This is a genomic window from Peptacetobacter hiranonis (assembly GCF_008151785.1).
GTDB classification, from domain to species: Bacteria; Bacillota; Clostridia; order Peptostreptococcales; family Peptostreptococcaceae; genus Peptacetobacter; species Peptacetobacter hiranonis.
This window is the reverse complement of record NZ_CP036523.1, coordinates 1683012-1699060: the sequence shown is the minus strand read 5'-3', so window position 1 is coordinate 1699060 and position 16049 is coordinate 1683012. Positions and strand designations below refer to the sequence as shown.

The following is a 16049-nucleotide window of genomic DNA, read 5'->3' as shown; positions in this document are numbered from 1 at the left end:
ATCTCCTTGCTAATTATTTATTTTCTTCGTTCATTTCATCTATAGTTTCACCGATTATTTTTATACCTTTTTCAATATCTTCAAGTGAAAGCCTAGATAACCCAAGTCTTAGGGTATCATATCCATTATTATCTGTAAAGAATATATCTCCAGGCATAAATATAACCTTTTTATTGTAGCACCTATCTAAAAGTTCTCTTGCATCAATACCTTTTAGTTTTATAAAAATATGTAGTCCTCCATCGCCCCAAATATATTCGTTGTCGATATATTTTTCTACACATTTACGAGCAACACTAAACTTTTCGCCATAAACCTTTCTTATTTTTTTTATATACTTTTCAAATTTTCCGCTATTTAGATAATCAAAAAGAACTCCTTGATCTAAGAAAGAAGTATGTATATTTCTACAACGTTTCACACTTATCAGCCTATTTATAATTTTTTTATCTGCATAAATCCAACCAATTCTCATACCTGGGAAAAGTATTTTTGAAAAACTACCTATATATATTACCCCATTTCCAGAAGTGTCAAAAGATGAAAGAGGGAATATATGCGAACTTGAATATAATAGTTCTTCATTAAAACCATCCTCAATAATAGGTATGGAGTATTTTTTCATAAGATTGTAGAATTTCAATCTGCTTTCGGGGGGCATTACGCTACCAGTTGGATTATGATATGAAGGTGTAAGATATGCAAATTTTATAGAATTCCCATGTTTCTCTAAAATATTTTCTAGCATATCAAAATCTAATCCATCTTTCCCAATATCAATACCTTGTATATTTATTCCATGTGCTCTCATTATTTTTATAGAAGTATTGTGAGTTGGATTTTCACATAATATCATATCACCGGGCTTTGTAAATGAAGATAGTATAAGGTCAAATGCTTCAGTAAATCCATTTGTAACTAATGTGGTTTTAGATTTAGAAAAAGATCCTTTTTTCTTCATATAATCACCTAAAAAATCTATCAACGGCTTATAACCTTGTGCATATCCATAATTGAGTAATTTATGACTTTCAACGGAAATTCTACTCATAAATGATTTCTTAAACTCATCCATATCAAATAAATCTCCATCAGGTGATATACTTTTAAATGAAATCAAATCAGAACTCCATGGAATTTCATTTTTTACGATATCGAGTTCATTTGCGGTTCTTGAAAATTCATTTTCAAGATTTATCCAATCTATATTCCAATCAGATGAAGTAATCAATTTTTCTGAGCTTACAAATGTTCCTTTTCCATTTACAGAGTATAGAAAGCCGTCAGCCTTTAGTTCGTCATATGCAGCGATAACTGAATTTCTACTGACATCTAGTATTTTTGAAAGCTCTCTTGTGGATGGAAGTTTACTTCCGTTTGGAAGAAGCCCCTTATTAATCAAGGAGCTTAAATAATCTTTAATTTGTATATATATAGGAAGATTGCCTTCCAATTTAAAATCTGAAAAAATCAAATTATCACCCTCAAAAAGTAAATTTATATTTCATAAATTGAAAAATAATTTCTAAAAATTTTATTTTAAAGTAATTATAAAAATTATTAATCTCAATTACTATTATATTATACTTTAGAAAATAAAGTTAGAGAAAATAAAATAGAATGCATAAAAAAATAGGACTGTGCAAAATTGCGCAAGTCCCATTTTTTTAATACTATATAGAATATTATTTTAGAGAGCAAGAAATTAATTTATCTAACAGCTGAGAGTAAGATATTCCTCTAGCTGCAGCACTTCTTGGAATTAAGCTAGTAGCTGTAAGTCCTGGAAGTGTGTTAAGTTCAAGAACGTAAGGAACACCATTGCTTATTATAAAGTCAACTCTAACATAAGCTCTACAGTTGAATGCATCCCAACACATTCTTGAGTATCCATTTAATTTATTCTGAAGTGATTCTTCAAGATAAACAACTTCTTCAACGGCTCCATTATCTGAAGAGTATTTAGCTTCGAAATCAAAGAATTCCTGTTCTGATTTTATAGAAACTGTAGGGAATACTTCACCGTCAAGTATGAATGAAGTACATTCTTCACCTGGTAAATACTGTTCTATCATTACTTCAGTATCTACTTCAAGTCCTTGTCTAACAGCGTCTTCTATCCCTGCTTTTTCTTTTATCATAAAAGTAGCAACACTTGATCCTCCAGAATTTGGTTTAACAAATACTGGATATCCCATTTCTTCTATTCTATCGTAGTCTATTTCTTCTATTGATTTAACTGTAATCCAATCTGCTGTTGGTATTCCAGATGCTTTACATATTTTTTTAGATATATTTTTATCCATACACATTGCACTGCTTAGTGGTCCACATCCAGAATATGGTATATCTCTAGTTTCAAGAACAGACTGAACACATCCATCCTCACCAAATTTTCCGTGAAGTGCTAAGAAAGCAAAATCAACGTCATCTGGTATTTTTGTTATTATATCTGTTTTTTCATCTATTACAACTTTTATTGGTTCATATTTTTCTCTGTCAAGACTTTCAAAAACTCCTGCACCTGATTTTAAAGATATTTCTCTTTCTGATGATATTCCACCCATTATTACTGCTATTTTCTTTTTCAAAGTTATTCACTCCTTCAATCCTATCAAAAATCTATTTATTAAATTAAAGTAATTTCTAAAATGTAAAAATTATTCATCAATCACCTGATTACTATTATATTGTTAAATAATAATATAAAAAAGAACCACAACATCTCAAGTTTAACAAAGTAGTGGTTCTAATTTGTTTTTATATGGAAATATCAAATATAAAAAAGATATAAAATACATAAATAAAAAAATTTGATGTATATTTAACTCTAGTGGTTTGAAAAAGCAAAATTATTCTGATAAAATTTATTGTATACATTATAAAAAATGAGGTGAAATATTTGAGAGCAGAATTAATATCAGTAGGAACAGAATTATTACTTGGAGATATAGTAAATACAAATGCACAGTATATATCAAAAGAATTGGCTGCACTTGGAATAGGAGTATTCCATCAAAGTACAGTTGGAGATAATCCACAGAGATTATTAGAGTGCTTTGATGAAGCTTTAAAAAGAAGTGATTTAGTTATAACAACTGGAGGACTTGGGCCAACTAAAGACGATTTAACTAAAGAAATGGCAGCAGAGTATTTTGGGCAGGAAATGGTGCTTCATGAAGAATCTTGGGAATATATAAAAGAAAGATGTATGAAATTTGCACCAGGTAAACCAATTCCAGAGAATAATAAAAAACAGGCGATGTTCCCAGTAGAAGCTACAGTTCTAAAAAATAACAATGGAACTGCACCAGGAGCTATATTTGAAAAAGATGGAAAAAGAATAATAGTTTTACCTGGACCACCTTGGGAAATGAAAGCTATGTTTAATGAAAGTGTTAGACCATTTTTACAGCAGTTTACAGATAGCATGCTAGTATCTAGAGTACTTAGATTCAACGGAATAGGAGAGTCAGCACTTGAACTTGAAATAGAAGATATATTAGATAACCAGACAAATCCAACAGTTGCACTTTATGCAAAAGAAATGGAAGTGCTTATAAGAATAACCGCTAAAGCAAAAGATGATGAAGAAGCAAAAGAGTTATTAGATGCAAAGGTTGCAGAGATCAGAGAAAGAGTAGGAAAATATATCTATGCAGAAGGTGGAGAAGAATTAGTAGACGGTGACTCTAAAATAGAAGAAACTGTTGCAAAAATGCTTGTAGAAAAGGGATTAACTATTGCTACAGCTGAATCTTGTACAGGTGGTTTAGTTGCTGGAACATTAATAAATTATCCAGGTATATCAGATGTATTTCTTGAAGGTTGTGTAACATATTCTAATGCAGCAAAAGTTAAAAGACTTGGTGTATCTGAAGAAACTCTTGAAAATTATGGAGCAGTAAGTCCACAGACAGCTACAGAAATGGCAGAAGGCATAAGAAAAGGACTTGGAGCAGATATAGGATTATCTACAACTGGTGTTGCAGGACCTGGTGGTGGAACAGATGAAAAACCTGTTGGTCTAGTTTATACTGCAATATCTATAAACGGAGAAACTAAAGTAAGAAAAAATAACTTTAGAGGAGATAGACAGAAAGTAAGACGTAGAGCAGTAAGACAGATACTAATAGATTTAAAAAGTATGCTTGAAGAATTATAAAAATTACTAAAAAATAAAATTTTTTCTAATAATATAATACTATAAAGCAAATTTTTGAGAGAAACTGAAGAAAAGGAAGTAATAAACTATGATAAAATATGTATTTTGTGATTTAGATGGGACTCTTTATCACAATGGGGTTAGTGAAGAGGATGCAAAGGCTGTAAAGAAAATAGAAGAAAGTGGAAGAATTTTCAATATAGCTACAGGAAGAATATTTAGACAGGGATATGAAATGGTAAAAAATGATATATCTCTAAATGGATATTTTATAGCAGAAAATGGATCATATATATACGATAGCGAATTAAATCTAATATTTACTGGAACTTTAAGTGATGATTTAGTAAGAGAAGTAATAAAAGAATACGAAGAAATAAAGAATGTAAAAGAAATGGAAGCTGAAATATACTTCAAATTCGACGGAAATATGCTTGTTCTAAACAATGGAAGTGCATTTAACTCTTATTCTAATGATTTTATAGTAGAGCCAGATTTTGCAAATAGAGAAAGCTTTGACAATAAGATTGGTAATATAGGATTTGCATCTAATAGTCCAGAAGAGCTTGAAGAGATAGAGTCAAAGCTAAAAGAAAAATTAGCAGACAAACTAGATATTTATTTCTCTAGTGAAAATACTATAAACTTAGTACCAAAAGGTGTAGCTAAGAATAAAGCAATAGAATACGTTGTAGAAAAAGAGGGAATAGATCCAAAAGAAGTAGCAACAATAGGAGATTCTCCAAATGATATAAGTATGATTGCTGGATTTGAACATGGATTTGCTATGGCAAATGCAAGAGATGACGTAAAGGCAGCTGCTAAGTACGTTGTAAAAAATGTAGCTGAGGCATTAGAGATAATATCTAAAATAAAATAGTTAAAATAATTATAAAATATAAAGAGTGATAATCTATGTAATATATTAAAGTGATAGATATATCGCTCTTTTTATTTGAACAAATAAAAAGGGAGTCCGTGCTCGACTCCCGAAAAATCATAGTATAAAGATTAGTTTATGCTATCTGTAAAGCTGCAGGCGCATTACTATTAGAAAGGATGCTTCCTAATACAAAATCAGTAACGCTATTGCAAACGTAAGTAGAAAACTTCAGATCGTTTTCTATATAATTTCCATTGCTTTTGTACTGGCTGTAAAGAGTATTGAAGAAAGATTCGAATTCGCCTTCTTTTATATCTCCATCGCCTTTGATTTTTACTAAATCAGTTTCCTTAGCTTTAGCAGCAAGCTCTCTTTCGTATATAACATGTTTATTCATACTGTGTTTGAACTCCCATCTTTCGCTGTGAGCAACACAGAAGAAGTCACATAAGAAGTGGCATATAACACCTAGTTCCTGGCTTAGTCTGCTAGTAGAAAATACTTTTGATAAAGACTCAAGAGTTAAGCTACATAAGTACTTAATCTTTTCTATAATCATATTGAAAGATTCTTCCATATAATGCTTTTTTAATTTATATTTTGAAAACGCATCTGGCTTAACGTTGCCGTACACGAAGTTCTTTTCACTTATTAATACTGCCTTTTTTTCATCCATATTTTCTAACACTGATTTAGCAATCTGAAAGTGTGTGTTCATTAACATATTTTTTCTCTGCACCTCATAAAAAAATTTTCATCTAAAGTATCGAATATCCCAAGTAGAGAAGTTCGTATCACATTAGACTTACACAAAAAATAATTTGTGAGAAGAAATGTCAACTGCATTTCTTTACTAATATAATAGCAGAAAAACTTGCATTTTACAAGGTTATGTAGACAAAAAAGTCATTTTTAGTATCATTTTTTTATGTGCTTTTTTATCAATCTACTAGCTTTTGATTGCGAAATTCCTAAAATTTCAGCTATTTTGTAACTACTTTTATATTTGTTATAATATTCAGAAATAATTTTATTTTCAAAATTACAAATAAGATTATTAAAATCTTGCAAATTATCCTCGTCTATACAAAAATTGATATCGTTTACTTTTGAAAAAGATATCGTATTTTTTTCTTGTGAATCTTCCACAATTTTAGAATCTATATTATTATCTATACTAAATTTATCTGTTTTGTTTTTAATACTATTATCATTACAGCTATCAAAATCAGAAATAAATGAATTATTGTAAACTGATAAATTATCATCCTTGTTAGAATTATTATTTTTTATTGTATATATAATTTTTTCTGGAAGAGAATTTACATCCACATAATCGCTTTTTGATGTAAGGACAATATTTTGCATTATATTTTGTAGTTCTCTAATATTTCCAGGAAAATTATAACTAGCGATAAATTTTATTGCATCATCAGATAAGACTTTGTCCTTCACATCAAATTGTATAGAGTACTTCTTAAAGTAGTACCGAATTAAATTTAATAGATTATCTCCTCTATCTCTAAGAGGTGGCAATTTTATTTCTATTACATTTAATCTATAATATAGGTCTTCTCTAAATGTTCTTTCTTTTACTTTTGCTAGTATATCGGCATTTGTAGCGGATATAATTCTTATATCTACTTTCTTTTGTTTTATTCCACCTACAGGAAGAAAGGTTTTTTCTTGTATTAATTGTAAAAACTTCGCCTGAAGTGGAAGTGGTATATCTCCAATCTCATCTAAAAATAAAGTTCCACCGTTTGCAAGCTCAACAAGTCCCACCTTACCTTTAGAGCTAGCACCAGTGAATGCACCAGATGTGTATCCAAATAGCTCAGATTCTAAAAGTTGTGGAGAGATTGCAGCACAGTTGATAGTTATAAATGGACCGTTTGCTCTATGGCTATGCTGGTGAATAAATTTTGCAAGTGAACTTTTTCCTGTACCAGATTCACCAAGAAGCATAATATTGACATTTGCCTTTGAAACTTGATCAGCAGTTTGCATAATACTCTGCATAACTGGACCATCGCTTATAATATTATCCTCGTATTTTAATGTAGTTCTATAGAATGTTTCTACCTCTGATTTATACTTGTTCATTTCTTTTTCTGTGGTTTGCAGTTTTGTTTTTATTTTGTTTAATTCTGTTATATCTCTTACATTTTCAACAACGTATTCAATTTCTCCATTGTCGGAAAAAACTGGTGTAGCTGTTATTAGTAAATTTTTTCCAGTATGAGTTTCTTGTTCTACTGTAATCTGATTCTTACTCTGTATAACAAGGGGAATAGGGCTCTTTGTAGCATATCCGTGATTTTCTAGGTATTCTACATTTTTTCCAATCATTTCTGATTTTGAAATTCCGTAGTTTTCTTCAAATGATTTATTACAAAATATAATCACACCATTTTTATCAGAAACACAAATTTCATCGTGTGAAGCTTCAATAATCTTTTGATAGAAATCTTTACTGTACTTCATAACATCCTCCTAAACTATAATTTATAAGTCAAATATAACTTAAATATCATGTTTAAACAATATTAAATTTTCTTACATTCAAAAATAAGTTAAAAAAGACTTAAAAATAAGTCTAAAGTGAATTAAATAAAAATTTAGATGATAAATAAGTCAAATATAACTCATAAATGCTTATAAAAAATATACATAAACGATAAGAATATATATAGTTAAAAATTAATATTGATAAAAAATTAAAATGACGATAATAAAAAAATTGTACATCTTGCAAACGCTAACTTCTATAAAATAAAAAGTATAAAAATAAATTTGATAAATAAATGGCATATATTTTGCTTATTAAATATTATGTAATAAATAAAATTGGGGGAGGTAAGGATATGAAAAAAGGTGTAAATTCATACGCATTTATAGCAATGGCTGGGATCTTGTGGTCTACACTAGGATTATTTGGAAATATACTTATGGAAAGAGGTTTGTCATCAGAGCAGGTTGCATTTACTAGATTGTTTATAGGATTTATAGTGTTATCGTTATATTCGCTAATAAGAAGACCAGAAGTTTTAAAGATAAATTTAAAAGGTCTTTTATATTGTGGAGCAATAGGAATAATATGTCAGGGGCTTTTTAATAAATGTTATTTTAAAGCAGTAGAAGTGACTGGTGTTTCAATAGCTGCAGTTCTTTTATATACTTCACCACTGTTTTTAGCGGTATTTTCAAAAATAGTTTATAAAGAAAAAATGACTAGAGCTAAGATAATTTCTCTAATTTTATGCTGTATTGGAGCAATAATGGCTGTTACAGGTGGAGTTCTTGATTTAGAAGGAATAAATACATATGGAATTATAATGGGAATAATGGCAGCAATAACTTATGCATTAATGCCAATAATAAGTAAAAATGCATTAAAAGAATTTTCAAGCGAAACAATTTTAATATACGGGTTCTTATTTGGAGCTATGTTTATGATACCTTCAGCAAAACCTGTTGAAATGATGGGATTTGTTACAAATATGAATGTACTTCCATATATGATATTACTGGGAGTATTTCCAGCTGCTATGGCTTATATATTCTATGCTGAGGGAATTGCTAGAGGATGCGAGCTTTCAATCGTAGGTGTTGTAGCATCAGTTGAGCTTATAGCTGCATCTATAATAGGATGGACTGTAGTAGGTGAAGTATTTACTATAGGAAAGGCAATAGGAGTTGCAATAATGTTTGTATCAGCATTTACAGCGGTTGCTGGAAATAAAGAAGTTGAAACAGAATCTGTTGAAGAAATGGAAGCAGAGGCATATGTTGGATAGAATTATTAGAGTTTTATATTTATAAATCCAATTTTTAAAGATAGGGATTTTATAGGGAGCTTAAAGGCTGTTGCATTTATGAGGGAGAGATGTAGCAGTCTTTTTTTAGAATATTTATAGAAAAAGTTAAGAATTCCTCAAGAATAAGAAGGTATAATAAGAGCATATATCAAATATATATATTAACGAAACAAATTAAAGTAATATTAAAATTAAAAATTATTTGATTTGTATCTTATAGATAAGAGGGGTTTTATTATGCAACACATTCAAAATTTATTATATATAGCACAAGATAATTTAATATTATCTATAGTTGCAGGGCTTTTTAGTGCATTTATAGAAAGTTTTATACCTGCACTTCCACTAGTTGCAATAGTTTCAGCTAATGCAGCAATACATGGTATGTTAAAAGGACTTATTATATCTTGGATTGGATCAGGGCTTGGAACAATAGCATTGTTCTTGGTAGTTTCAAGGTTTAGAAATATTAGAGTTTTAAGATGGCTTTTAAAGAATAATAAAGTAGATTCGGTAATAGAATGGGTAGATAAAAAAGGATTTAGTATTTTATTCTTAGCTTATGCGTGTCCATTTATGCCTAGTTGCCGGGCCACTTTAGCATCTGCACTTTGTGGCAAGAAAAAATTAATAGACTTTATACCACCTATGTTGGCTGGTAAGTTTGTAATGTTTATAATAATAAGTTATATTTCTGAAGATATAACTGGATTTATACATAGTCCAATAAAAATAGGATTATTTATAGGGTTAACTTTAGTTTCATGGATAATAGGTAAGAGATTTAACAAGAAGCTAGAACAGCATGAAGAAGAAATAGAAGCTAGTATAGTTAAGATAGAAGAAAGTACTAAAAAAATCAAACATATTCAGGAAGCAAAGAGAGAACATAAAAAAGAAATAAAAGAAGAAAAGAAAGAACAGAAAAAGGAAAAAAGAAATCTAAAAAAACAACAAAAGAAGAGATTTGTAAATATAACAATCGATAAGTCAAATAAAAAGTACAGAAAAAAGAAAGAAGATGAACAAGAATAAATTACATATAATCTACTAGTAAAGTTCACTTTTTTTAGAGATTTGTTGTATAATCTAATAAGTAGAAATTTTTAGTTAGAAGGAGAAATTTTTTAAGATGAAGGAAATACTTAAAGGTCAGAAAGTTGAACTTACAAGAGATATACCAGAATTAGAAAATGTTTTGGTTGAATTTGATTATAGAGTAAATAATTATTTAAAGAAAGATGATTTTGAAATGGGTACAGCTGTTTTCTTAACTGATGGTAGCGGAACTATGACTAGCTACGAAGATTTTATCTACAGTGAAAATAGAGAGCATCCATCTGAATCAGTTAAGTTAAATGAAAGAGAGGACAAAGTTTATATAACTATGTCTAAAATACCTAATAAAATAAGAAAGATAGCATTTGCGCTTACATTAACTGAATACGGTGAAGTAGCTAGATACTACGATAGATTTGACTACTTATCTATGAGAATAATAGATTTAGATCGGGAAGAAGTGATATACGATTACCAGATAAATGATAGTGTAGGTCAGAATACGGAGATAGTATTTGGGGAAATGTATAGACATAATGGTGAATGGAAGTTCAATGTAAATACAGACTACTTAGACGGAGGTCTTTTAAGTCTAGGGAAGAAATTTGGTCTAGGAATTTAATATTTTAGTTGTACTATTTATCAGTATTATCCAAGGAGGCGATAATTTATGAAAGGAATTGCGCTAGAGGGTGGTTCATCGAAGGGAGCATATCATTTAGGTGTACTCAAAGCACTTTTTGAAAGAGGTTATAAATTTAAAGGAGTTGTAGGTACGTCTATAGGTGCGTTTAATGCAGCTATGATAGCTCAGGGAGATTTTGATATTTGTTACAATATGTGGAAGAATATGCAGCCAGAGACTCTGTTCAATGTAGATAATCAATTTATGGAAAATTTAATAGATAAAAACATAGATAGGAGTATGTTGGAATATGCATCTGAAGAAGCAAAAAATGTAATAAGGAACAAAGGAATTGATACAGCTAAACTTAGAAAAATACTAGATACATATATAGATGAGGACAAAATTCGTAAATCTGATATAGATTTTGGACTTGTTACTGTAGAATTTGATGGCTTAAAACCAATACCAGTAGAAATATTTAAAGAAGATATTCCAAAAGGCAAAATAAAGGATTATATAATGGCGAGTGCAAATCTACCAGTTTTTAAAAGTGAAGATATAGATGGTAAGATGTTTATAGATGGTGGATTTTACGATAATTGCCCACTTAGACTTTTAGAAAGTAAGGGATATGACGATTTAATAGCTGTTAGAGTTTCACCAAATAGAAAGCTTAGAGAACCTATAAATGAATCTACAAAATTTATAGAAATCAAGCCATCTGAGCCACTTGGAAGAGGGTTAATTTTCAGTAATGAAACTATAAGAATAAATATGCTTCGAGGGTATTTTGACCGGATTAAAAAAATTGAAGGTCTAAAAGGCGAGAAATACTATATTACTGGAATAACAGATGATGAGTTTATGAAAAGACTTATATCTTATCCAAATGAAAAGATACTTCCTTATGCAGAAAGTAGGGGTGTAGTTGGAAAAGATCCTAAAAGAATTCTTTTTGAAGACTTAATTCCGGAGACTGCAGAAGCTTTAAAAATGGGTAAAGAATCAACTTATCAAGAAATTTTTATAGGTCTTCTTGAAGAGATAGCAGAAAGTAAAAAGATTAAAAAATTTAAAATATATTCATTGGATGAATTTATAAGTTGTATAAATAATGCTGAAGATGAAGACTCAACTAATTCAAAATTATTGGAGCTTAAAAAGACTGCTCTTAGACTTGCAAAACCAATAGAAAAGGTGACGCCTATAACATTTAAGGAAAGCATTTTAAAAGAATTTGAAGAGAATATGCTCGATGATATAGGGTATCATGTAAGTCGGCTAGAAAGTTATGAAAAAAGTGAAGATAGAGATGATGATGGTTGGGATTAAGTAAATATTTATTTATAGATAAAAATAATTAAATATTTATAATTAAAAAATTTGACAGTTTGAAAAAAATCTTATATTATAAGAGTGACAATCAAATATGTTCGGATGAGGACTGCATTAGAGACTTTTTAAATGAAGCGCCGAAGAAGCAAAACAGAAATTTCATCTTGTTTCTGTGGAAACTGACAGGCAAAAGGAGGGCAGTCTGACGATACTTTGGAGAGAGTGATTTAATTCACCGCCTACGAGGATATAACCAACTGGCAAAAGGACAGAGATATAGATGCACTTATTTGTGTATCTGTATCTCTTTTTATATTTTTGTAAGGTTGGTATTTTTTATGCCTATTTATAATAAAAAGAGAAATCCATATTTGTGTAAGATGCAAGACTATATACAAAAGGGAGAGAAAAAGATATGAGAATGTTATTAGTAGGTGCCGGAGCAGTCGGTGAATCAATTTTAAGGATATTAAAAGAAAGAGATAAGAATAGCGATTGGCTAGAGCTTGTAGTTGTTTCTGACTATGATTTAGATAGAGCTAAAGAGGTTTGTGATAATCTAGGAGATTATGATAGATTTAAGCCTGAATTTGTAAATGCAAAATCAAAAGAAAGTATGAAAGAACTTGTAAAAAAATATAACTTAGATTTTGTTATGGATGCAACAGCTCCATTTTTAAGCAATTATATATTTGATGCAGCATTTGAGGCGGGAGTAAACTACGGAAATATGGGAACTTGGTCTGTTCCAATGGAAAACCCTGCATTTGGTCTAGGTATAGAAAATAGTTATACAGAGCCAATGACAAAGTATAATTTTGATAGACACGAAAAATGGGCAGAAAATGGACAGTTAGCTTGTATATGCATGGGAATAGATCCAGGAGTTGTAAATGTATTTGCAAAATACGCGGCAACAGAATTATTTGATGAAATAAAAGAAATACATGTAAAAGACGGTGGAAATCTTCAGATACCTTCTGCGGATAAAGATGATATTACTTTTGGATTTAATGTATGGACAGTTTTAGATGAATGTATGAATCCTAATGTTGAATGGGATAAAAATAATGGTGGATTTATAGTAGAAGATGCTTTTGCTGGAGAAGAAAAATTTGATATGCCAGAAGTTGGAGAAAATACTCTAGTAAAAATAGAGCACGAAGAAACTGTTACAATGCCTAGATACCTTGAACAGTACGGACTAGAAAGAGTTACATATAAAATATCTCTTGACGAAAATCTTATGAATGCGTTAAAAGTTATAGATAAATTAGGACTTAGAGGAACAAAACCCGTAGAAGTAGGTGGAGTAAAAGTTTGTCCTAGAGATGTTGTAGCCGCATGTGCTCCACAGCCTAAAGATATAGGAAATGAAATGGTTGGAGAAATGTGTGTAGGAATACATTGTAAAGGAATAAAAGACGGTAAAGAAAAAGAAATAATGATGTATCAGACATTCGACAATCAGGAATCTATGAAAGATTGGGGAATGCAGGCAGTAGTTGCTCAGACCGGATTTGGAGCAGCAATAGCAATAGAGCTTATAGGTAGAGGAATATGGACAGGAGAAGGTGTATATTCTCCAGAATATTTTGATCCAATGCCATACCTAAACATAATGGATGAAGCCGGATTTGATTATAAAATAAAAGAAATGTAAGTATAAAAAATAAATGTAAATATAAAAAAATGGCTGTTGCAAAGTACGCAACAGCTATTTTTTTACTCATCTTCTTTGTCAGGCATCCAAGATGTTTTAAATCTTCTTTTGTTTTTACACATCATATAATCTGTTCTACTCACTAAATCAAATATAGATTTATCATAACCAAATTTATAAGAGTCATATCCTAAAGAAGTAATCATTTTAATATCGTGAAGCTTATTATATGAAGAAACTACAGACTCGAATAACTCTATATATCTTTCAACTTTTTCTTTAGGCTCGTTTTTAATAAGGACTATAAACTCATCTCCGCCGATTCTAAAGCAGTTTCCTATGTCTTCAAAAGTATCCTCTATACTATCAGCTAAATTCTGTATTAATTTATCTCCATGAGAATAGCCAAAATTATTATTTACGTATTTAATATCTGACAAATCTATAGAAATAGCCCAATATGAATTAAAATCGTTTATATTTTTATCATCTTCTTTTAACTGCTTTTCAAAAGACTGTCTATTTTTCATAGATGTAAGTATATCTTTATATACTAGTTTTTCTCTCATATATTTCAATGTTTCATTTCTGTATTCTTTTACAAAATTATCAATAAGGGCAACGGTAGCCACTATTGAGAATATTAAAATTCCTAAAATTATTATCTCTATACTTTCACCCAAAGCACCGCCTATTATGCTAAGTATAAGTATTAAATTAGCTGAAGAAAAAATAGGGGTGATACTTTTTTCTCTATATATATTCGCAGCTAAAAATGTAGTAAGCAGTAAACCAATAAAAAGTATTATATAAATAACAGTATCCGAATGTTCTACTGGGAAAATAGATACATTATCTAATAAAAATACTGCAATAGTAGCGACAACTGCCAATCTAGTAACTAGATTTATAAAATGGAAATACTTACTATTGCAATATGTTTGATAAAGCTTTAATAGAGGAATTATAGATAATCCCAAAAATAAAAATCCATAGCTTGTATCAGGATATCTAGATGAAAACAACGGAATTGCTATCATAGAATCAAACAATCCTAGATATAAAAAATCCATAGAACTTACTTCATTCATATACCTATCTAAAAGTGAAAACATAAAAATTGTAAATAATCCGTATAAAAAAAGCATATAATTTGTGTTTAATATCAACTTTTGGCTTGTCAAAATTAAATCCCCTACCATAAAAAACACCTCTTGCAAATCATTTTGTTAAGACAATTATATCATATAAAGATTCTTAAAAATTTTTTTTCAAAAAAATAGATATTTTTTAAAAAGCAAACTGAATCCATTGAAATAACTAGGTTTACTAAAATTAAAAAGTTTAGTTTTTAGATAAATAAAAGTTAGTGTTAGAGATAAACTTTCACAAAAACTTGCTTTGACATTCATTTAAAAAAGGACTATGATAGGTTTAACGAAAGAGGAAGAAGCGAGGTGATATGGATGCTAGAAATAAATAGTTCATCAAAAGTAGATGTGGATCAAAAATATACAGAGAGTAGAAACCTCGTACCTAAAAAGGATAAATATTCAAACATTTGTCTAAAGAATTTTATCAAGGTTGTTGAAGGATCTTATACTAAAAAGGATTTAATACCACTTATGCTTATAGAATCTATGGATAGAGAAAATAAGATAAGGATGACTTTAGATGAAATGGCAGAAATCTTTGATTATCCTAAGACATCTCTTTCGACCTTGTTTACAAAACTAAAGAAAAGAGACTTTATTCAGAGGGTAAGAAATGGGGAGTATATGATAAACCCAGCGATTTCTTATAAGGGCAGCAAACCTGAAAGAGATCAGCTGATGGAGGAGTACAATTCCTTATCCAAGAAAAAATACAAATAGGAAGAAGGGATTTAAATGCTGAAGCTAGATAGAAATATACTCCAGTGGTTTGATTCCTTTTTTGAAGAACAGAGAACTTCTCTTCAAAAAAGTAACTTTATCTGTAAACTATATAGATTTGAAGATAAAGGCAGACAAAAGACAGCTCTTACTTTAGAAAAGGATAATCCAAAGTACTGGAAAATATACTTTGAAATGCCACAAGAGTTGGCAGTTAAACTTGAAAAAAATGTACATCCAATTTTTAGAGAGTATATATATGAGCAATTATCTATATACAACAATAATAGAATGTACAACTTTATAAACTCTAATCTAATAGGAGTATTTAATAACGTAGCATTTTATAGTTATGACCAAAATTCTGGTGTATATACTATGAATTTTAGAAACTCATTCTTAGAAAAGTGCAATAATCTTATGGTTGGAGAGGATAGACAGATTGATACAAACTTATATTTAAACGCCTCTTCAAATGATTTATTTAGATTTTTCAATGAGGACAAGAGTTTTGTAATGAATTTAAGATTTGACACTACTAGGGGAGAAAATCTTCTAGATAGTTTAATAGATTTGAGAAAATCTATAATAATAAATGATAGAGCATAAAAATGGAGGGAT

14 protein-coding genes and 1 riboswitch are annotated in these 16049 nt (G+C 29.7%); of the genes, 9 read left to right on the top strand and 5 right to left on the bottom strand.

Annotated elements, in window-relative coordinates:
* Positions 1-13 precede the first annotated feature (13 nt).
* Together KGNDJEFE_RS08085 and KGNDJEFE_RS08080 are read right to left on the bottom strand one after the other, a co-directional pair.
* The gene (locus KGNDJEFE_RS08085; RefSeq protein ID WP_330580922.1) at positions 14-1453 is read right to left on the bottom strand and encodes an aminotransferase-like domain-containing protein; all 1440 of its coding nucleotides are present in this window, start codon (positions 1451-1453) and stop codon (positions 14-16) included.
* 232 nt (positions 1454-1685) lie between these two features.
* Positions 1686-2591, bottom strand: coding sequence for a D-alanine--D-alanine ligase (locus KGNDJEFE_RS08080; protein ID WP_071585573.1), 906 nt, complete (start codon positions 2589-2591; stop codon positions 1686-1688).
* A 311-nt stretch (positions 2592-2902) separates the two neighbouring features.
* Between KGNDJEFE_RS08080 and KGNDJEFE_RS08075 the strand changes: the two genes are divergently transcribed.
* Positions 2903-4165 (top strand): competence/damage-inducible protein A, encoded by a 1263-nt coding sequence (locus KGNDJEFE_RS08075; RefSeq protein ID WP_040410223.1) that lies wholly within the window; start codon positions 2903-2905, stop codon positions 4163-4165.
* 88 nt (positions 4166-4253) lie between these two features.
* Positions 4254-5045, top strand: coding sequence for a Cof-type HAD-IIB family hydrolase (locus KGNDJEFE_RS08070; protein WP_006439216.1), 792 nt, complete (start codon positions 4254-4256; stop codon positions 5043-5045).
* Positions 5046-5181: 136 nt separating this feature from the next.
* Here KGNDJEFE_RS08070 and KGNDJEFE_RS08065 read toward each other — a convergent pair whose 3' ends face one another.
* Positions 5182-5772 (bottom strand): zinc dependent phospholipase C family protein, encoded by a 591-nt coding sequence (locus KGNDJEFE_RS08065; protein WP_006439217.1) that lies wholly within the window; start codon positions 5770-5772, stop codon positions 5182-5184.
* A 194-nt stretch (positions 5773-5966) separates the two neighbouring features.
* Complete coding sequence (locus KGNDJEFE_RS08060) at positions 5967-7535, bottom strand: sigma-54 interaction domain-containing protein (RefSeq protein ID WP_006439218.1); 1569 nt, start codon at positions 7533-7535, stop codon at positions 5967-5969.
* Positions 7536-7915: 380 nt separating this feature from the next.
* Here KGNDJEFE_RS08060 and KGNDJEFE_RS08055 point away from each other — a divergent pair, with 380 nt between their 5' ends.
* The 5 genes from KGNDJEFE_RS08055 to KGNDJEFE_RS08035 all read left to right on the top strand — a co-directional run bounded on the left by KGNDJEFE_RS08055 (position 7916) and on the right by KGNDJEFE_RS08035 (position 13554).
* On the top strand, positions 7916-8848 hold the full coding sequence (locus KGNDJEFE_RS08055; protein ID WP_040410224.1) for a DMT family transporter: 933 nt from the start codon (positions 7916-7918) through the stop codon (positions 8846-8848).
* Between the two features lie 258 nt (positions 8849-9106).
* Positions 9107-9904, top strand: a complete 798-nt coding sequence (locus KGNDJEFE_RS08050; protein WP_006439220.1) for a TVP38/TMEM64 family protein — start codon at positions 9107-9109, stop codon at positions 9902-9904.
* 97 nt (positions 9905-10001) lie between these two features.
* Positions 10002-10550 (top strand): TerD family protein, encoded by a 549-nt coding sequence (locus KGNDJEFE_RS08045; RefSeq protein WP_006439221.1) that lies wholly within the window; start codon positions 10002-10004, stop codon positions 10548-10550.
* 48 nt (positions 10551-10598) lie between these two features.
* Complete coding sequence (locus KGNDJEFE_RS08040; protein WP_006439222.1) at positions 10599-11888, top strand: patatin-like phospholipase family protein; 1290 nt, start codon at positions 10599-10601, stop codon at positions 11886-11888.
* 105 nt (positions 11889-11993) lie between these two features.
* Positions 11994-12099: riboswitch (glycine riboswitch) on the top strand.
* A gap of 207 nt (positions 12100-12306) precedes the next feature.
* Positions 12307-13554, top strand: coding sequence for a saccharopine dehydrogenase family protein (locus KGNDJEFE_RS08035; protein ID WP_040410225.1), 1248 nt, complete (start codon positions 12307-12309; stop codon positions 13552-13554).
* A gap of 62 nt (positions 13555-13616) precedes the next feature.
* On the opposite strand, the gene KGNDJEFE_RS08030 is transcribed toward KGNDJEFE_RS08035, so the two are convergent.
* Entirely contained in the window at positions 13617-14645 is a 1029-nt protein-coding gene (locus KGNDJEFE_RS08030; RefSeq protein WP_170239663.1) for a GGDEF domain-containing protein, read from the bottom strand.
* Positions 14646-15020: 375 nt separating this feature from the next.
* On the opposite strand from KGNDJEFE_RS08030, the gene KGNDJEFE_RS08025 reads away from it, so the two are divergent.
* Positions 15021-15428, top strand: a complete 408-nt coding sequence (locus KGNDJEFE_RS08025) for a replication/maintenance protein RepL (RefSeq protein ID WP_006439225.1) — start codon at positions 15021-15023, stop codon at positions 15426-15428.
* A 15-nt stretch (positions 15429-15443) separates the two neighbouring features.
* A complete protein-coding gene (locus KGNDJEFE_RS08020) occupies positions 15444-16037 on the top strand; it encodes a hypothetical protein (protein WP_006439226.1) in 594 nt (197 codons plus the stop codon).
* Positions 16038-16049: the final 12 nt, after the last annotated feature.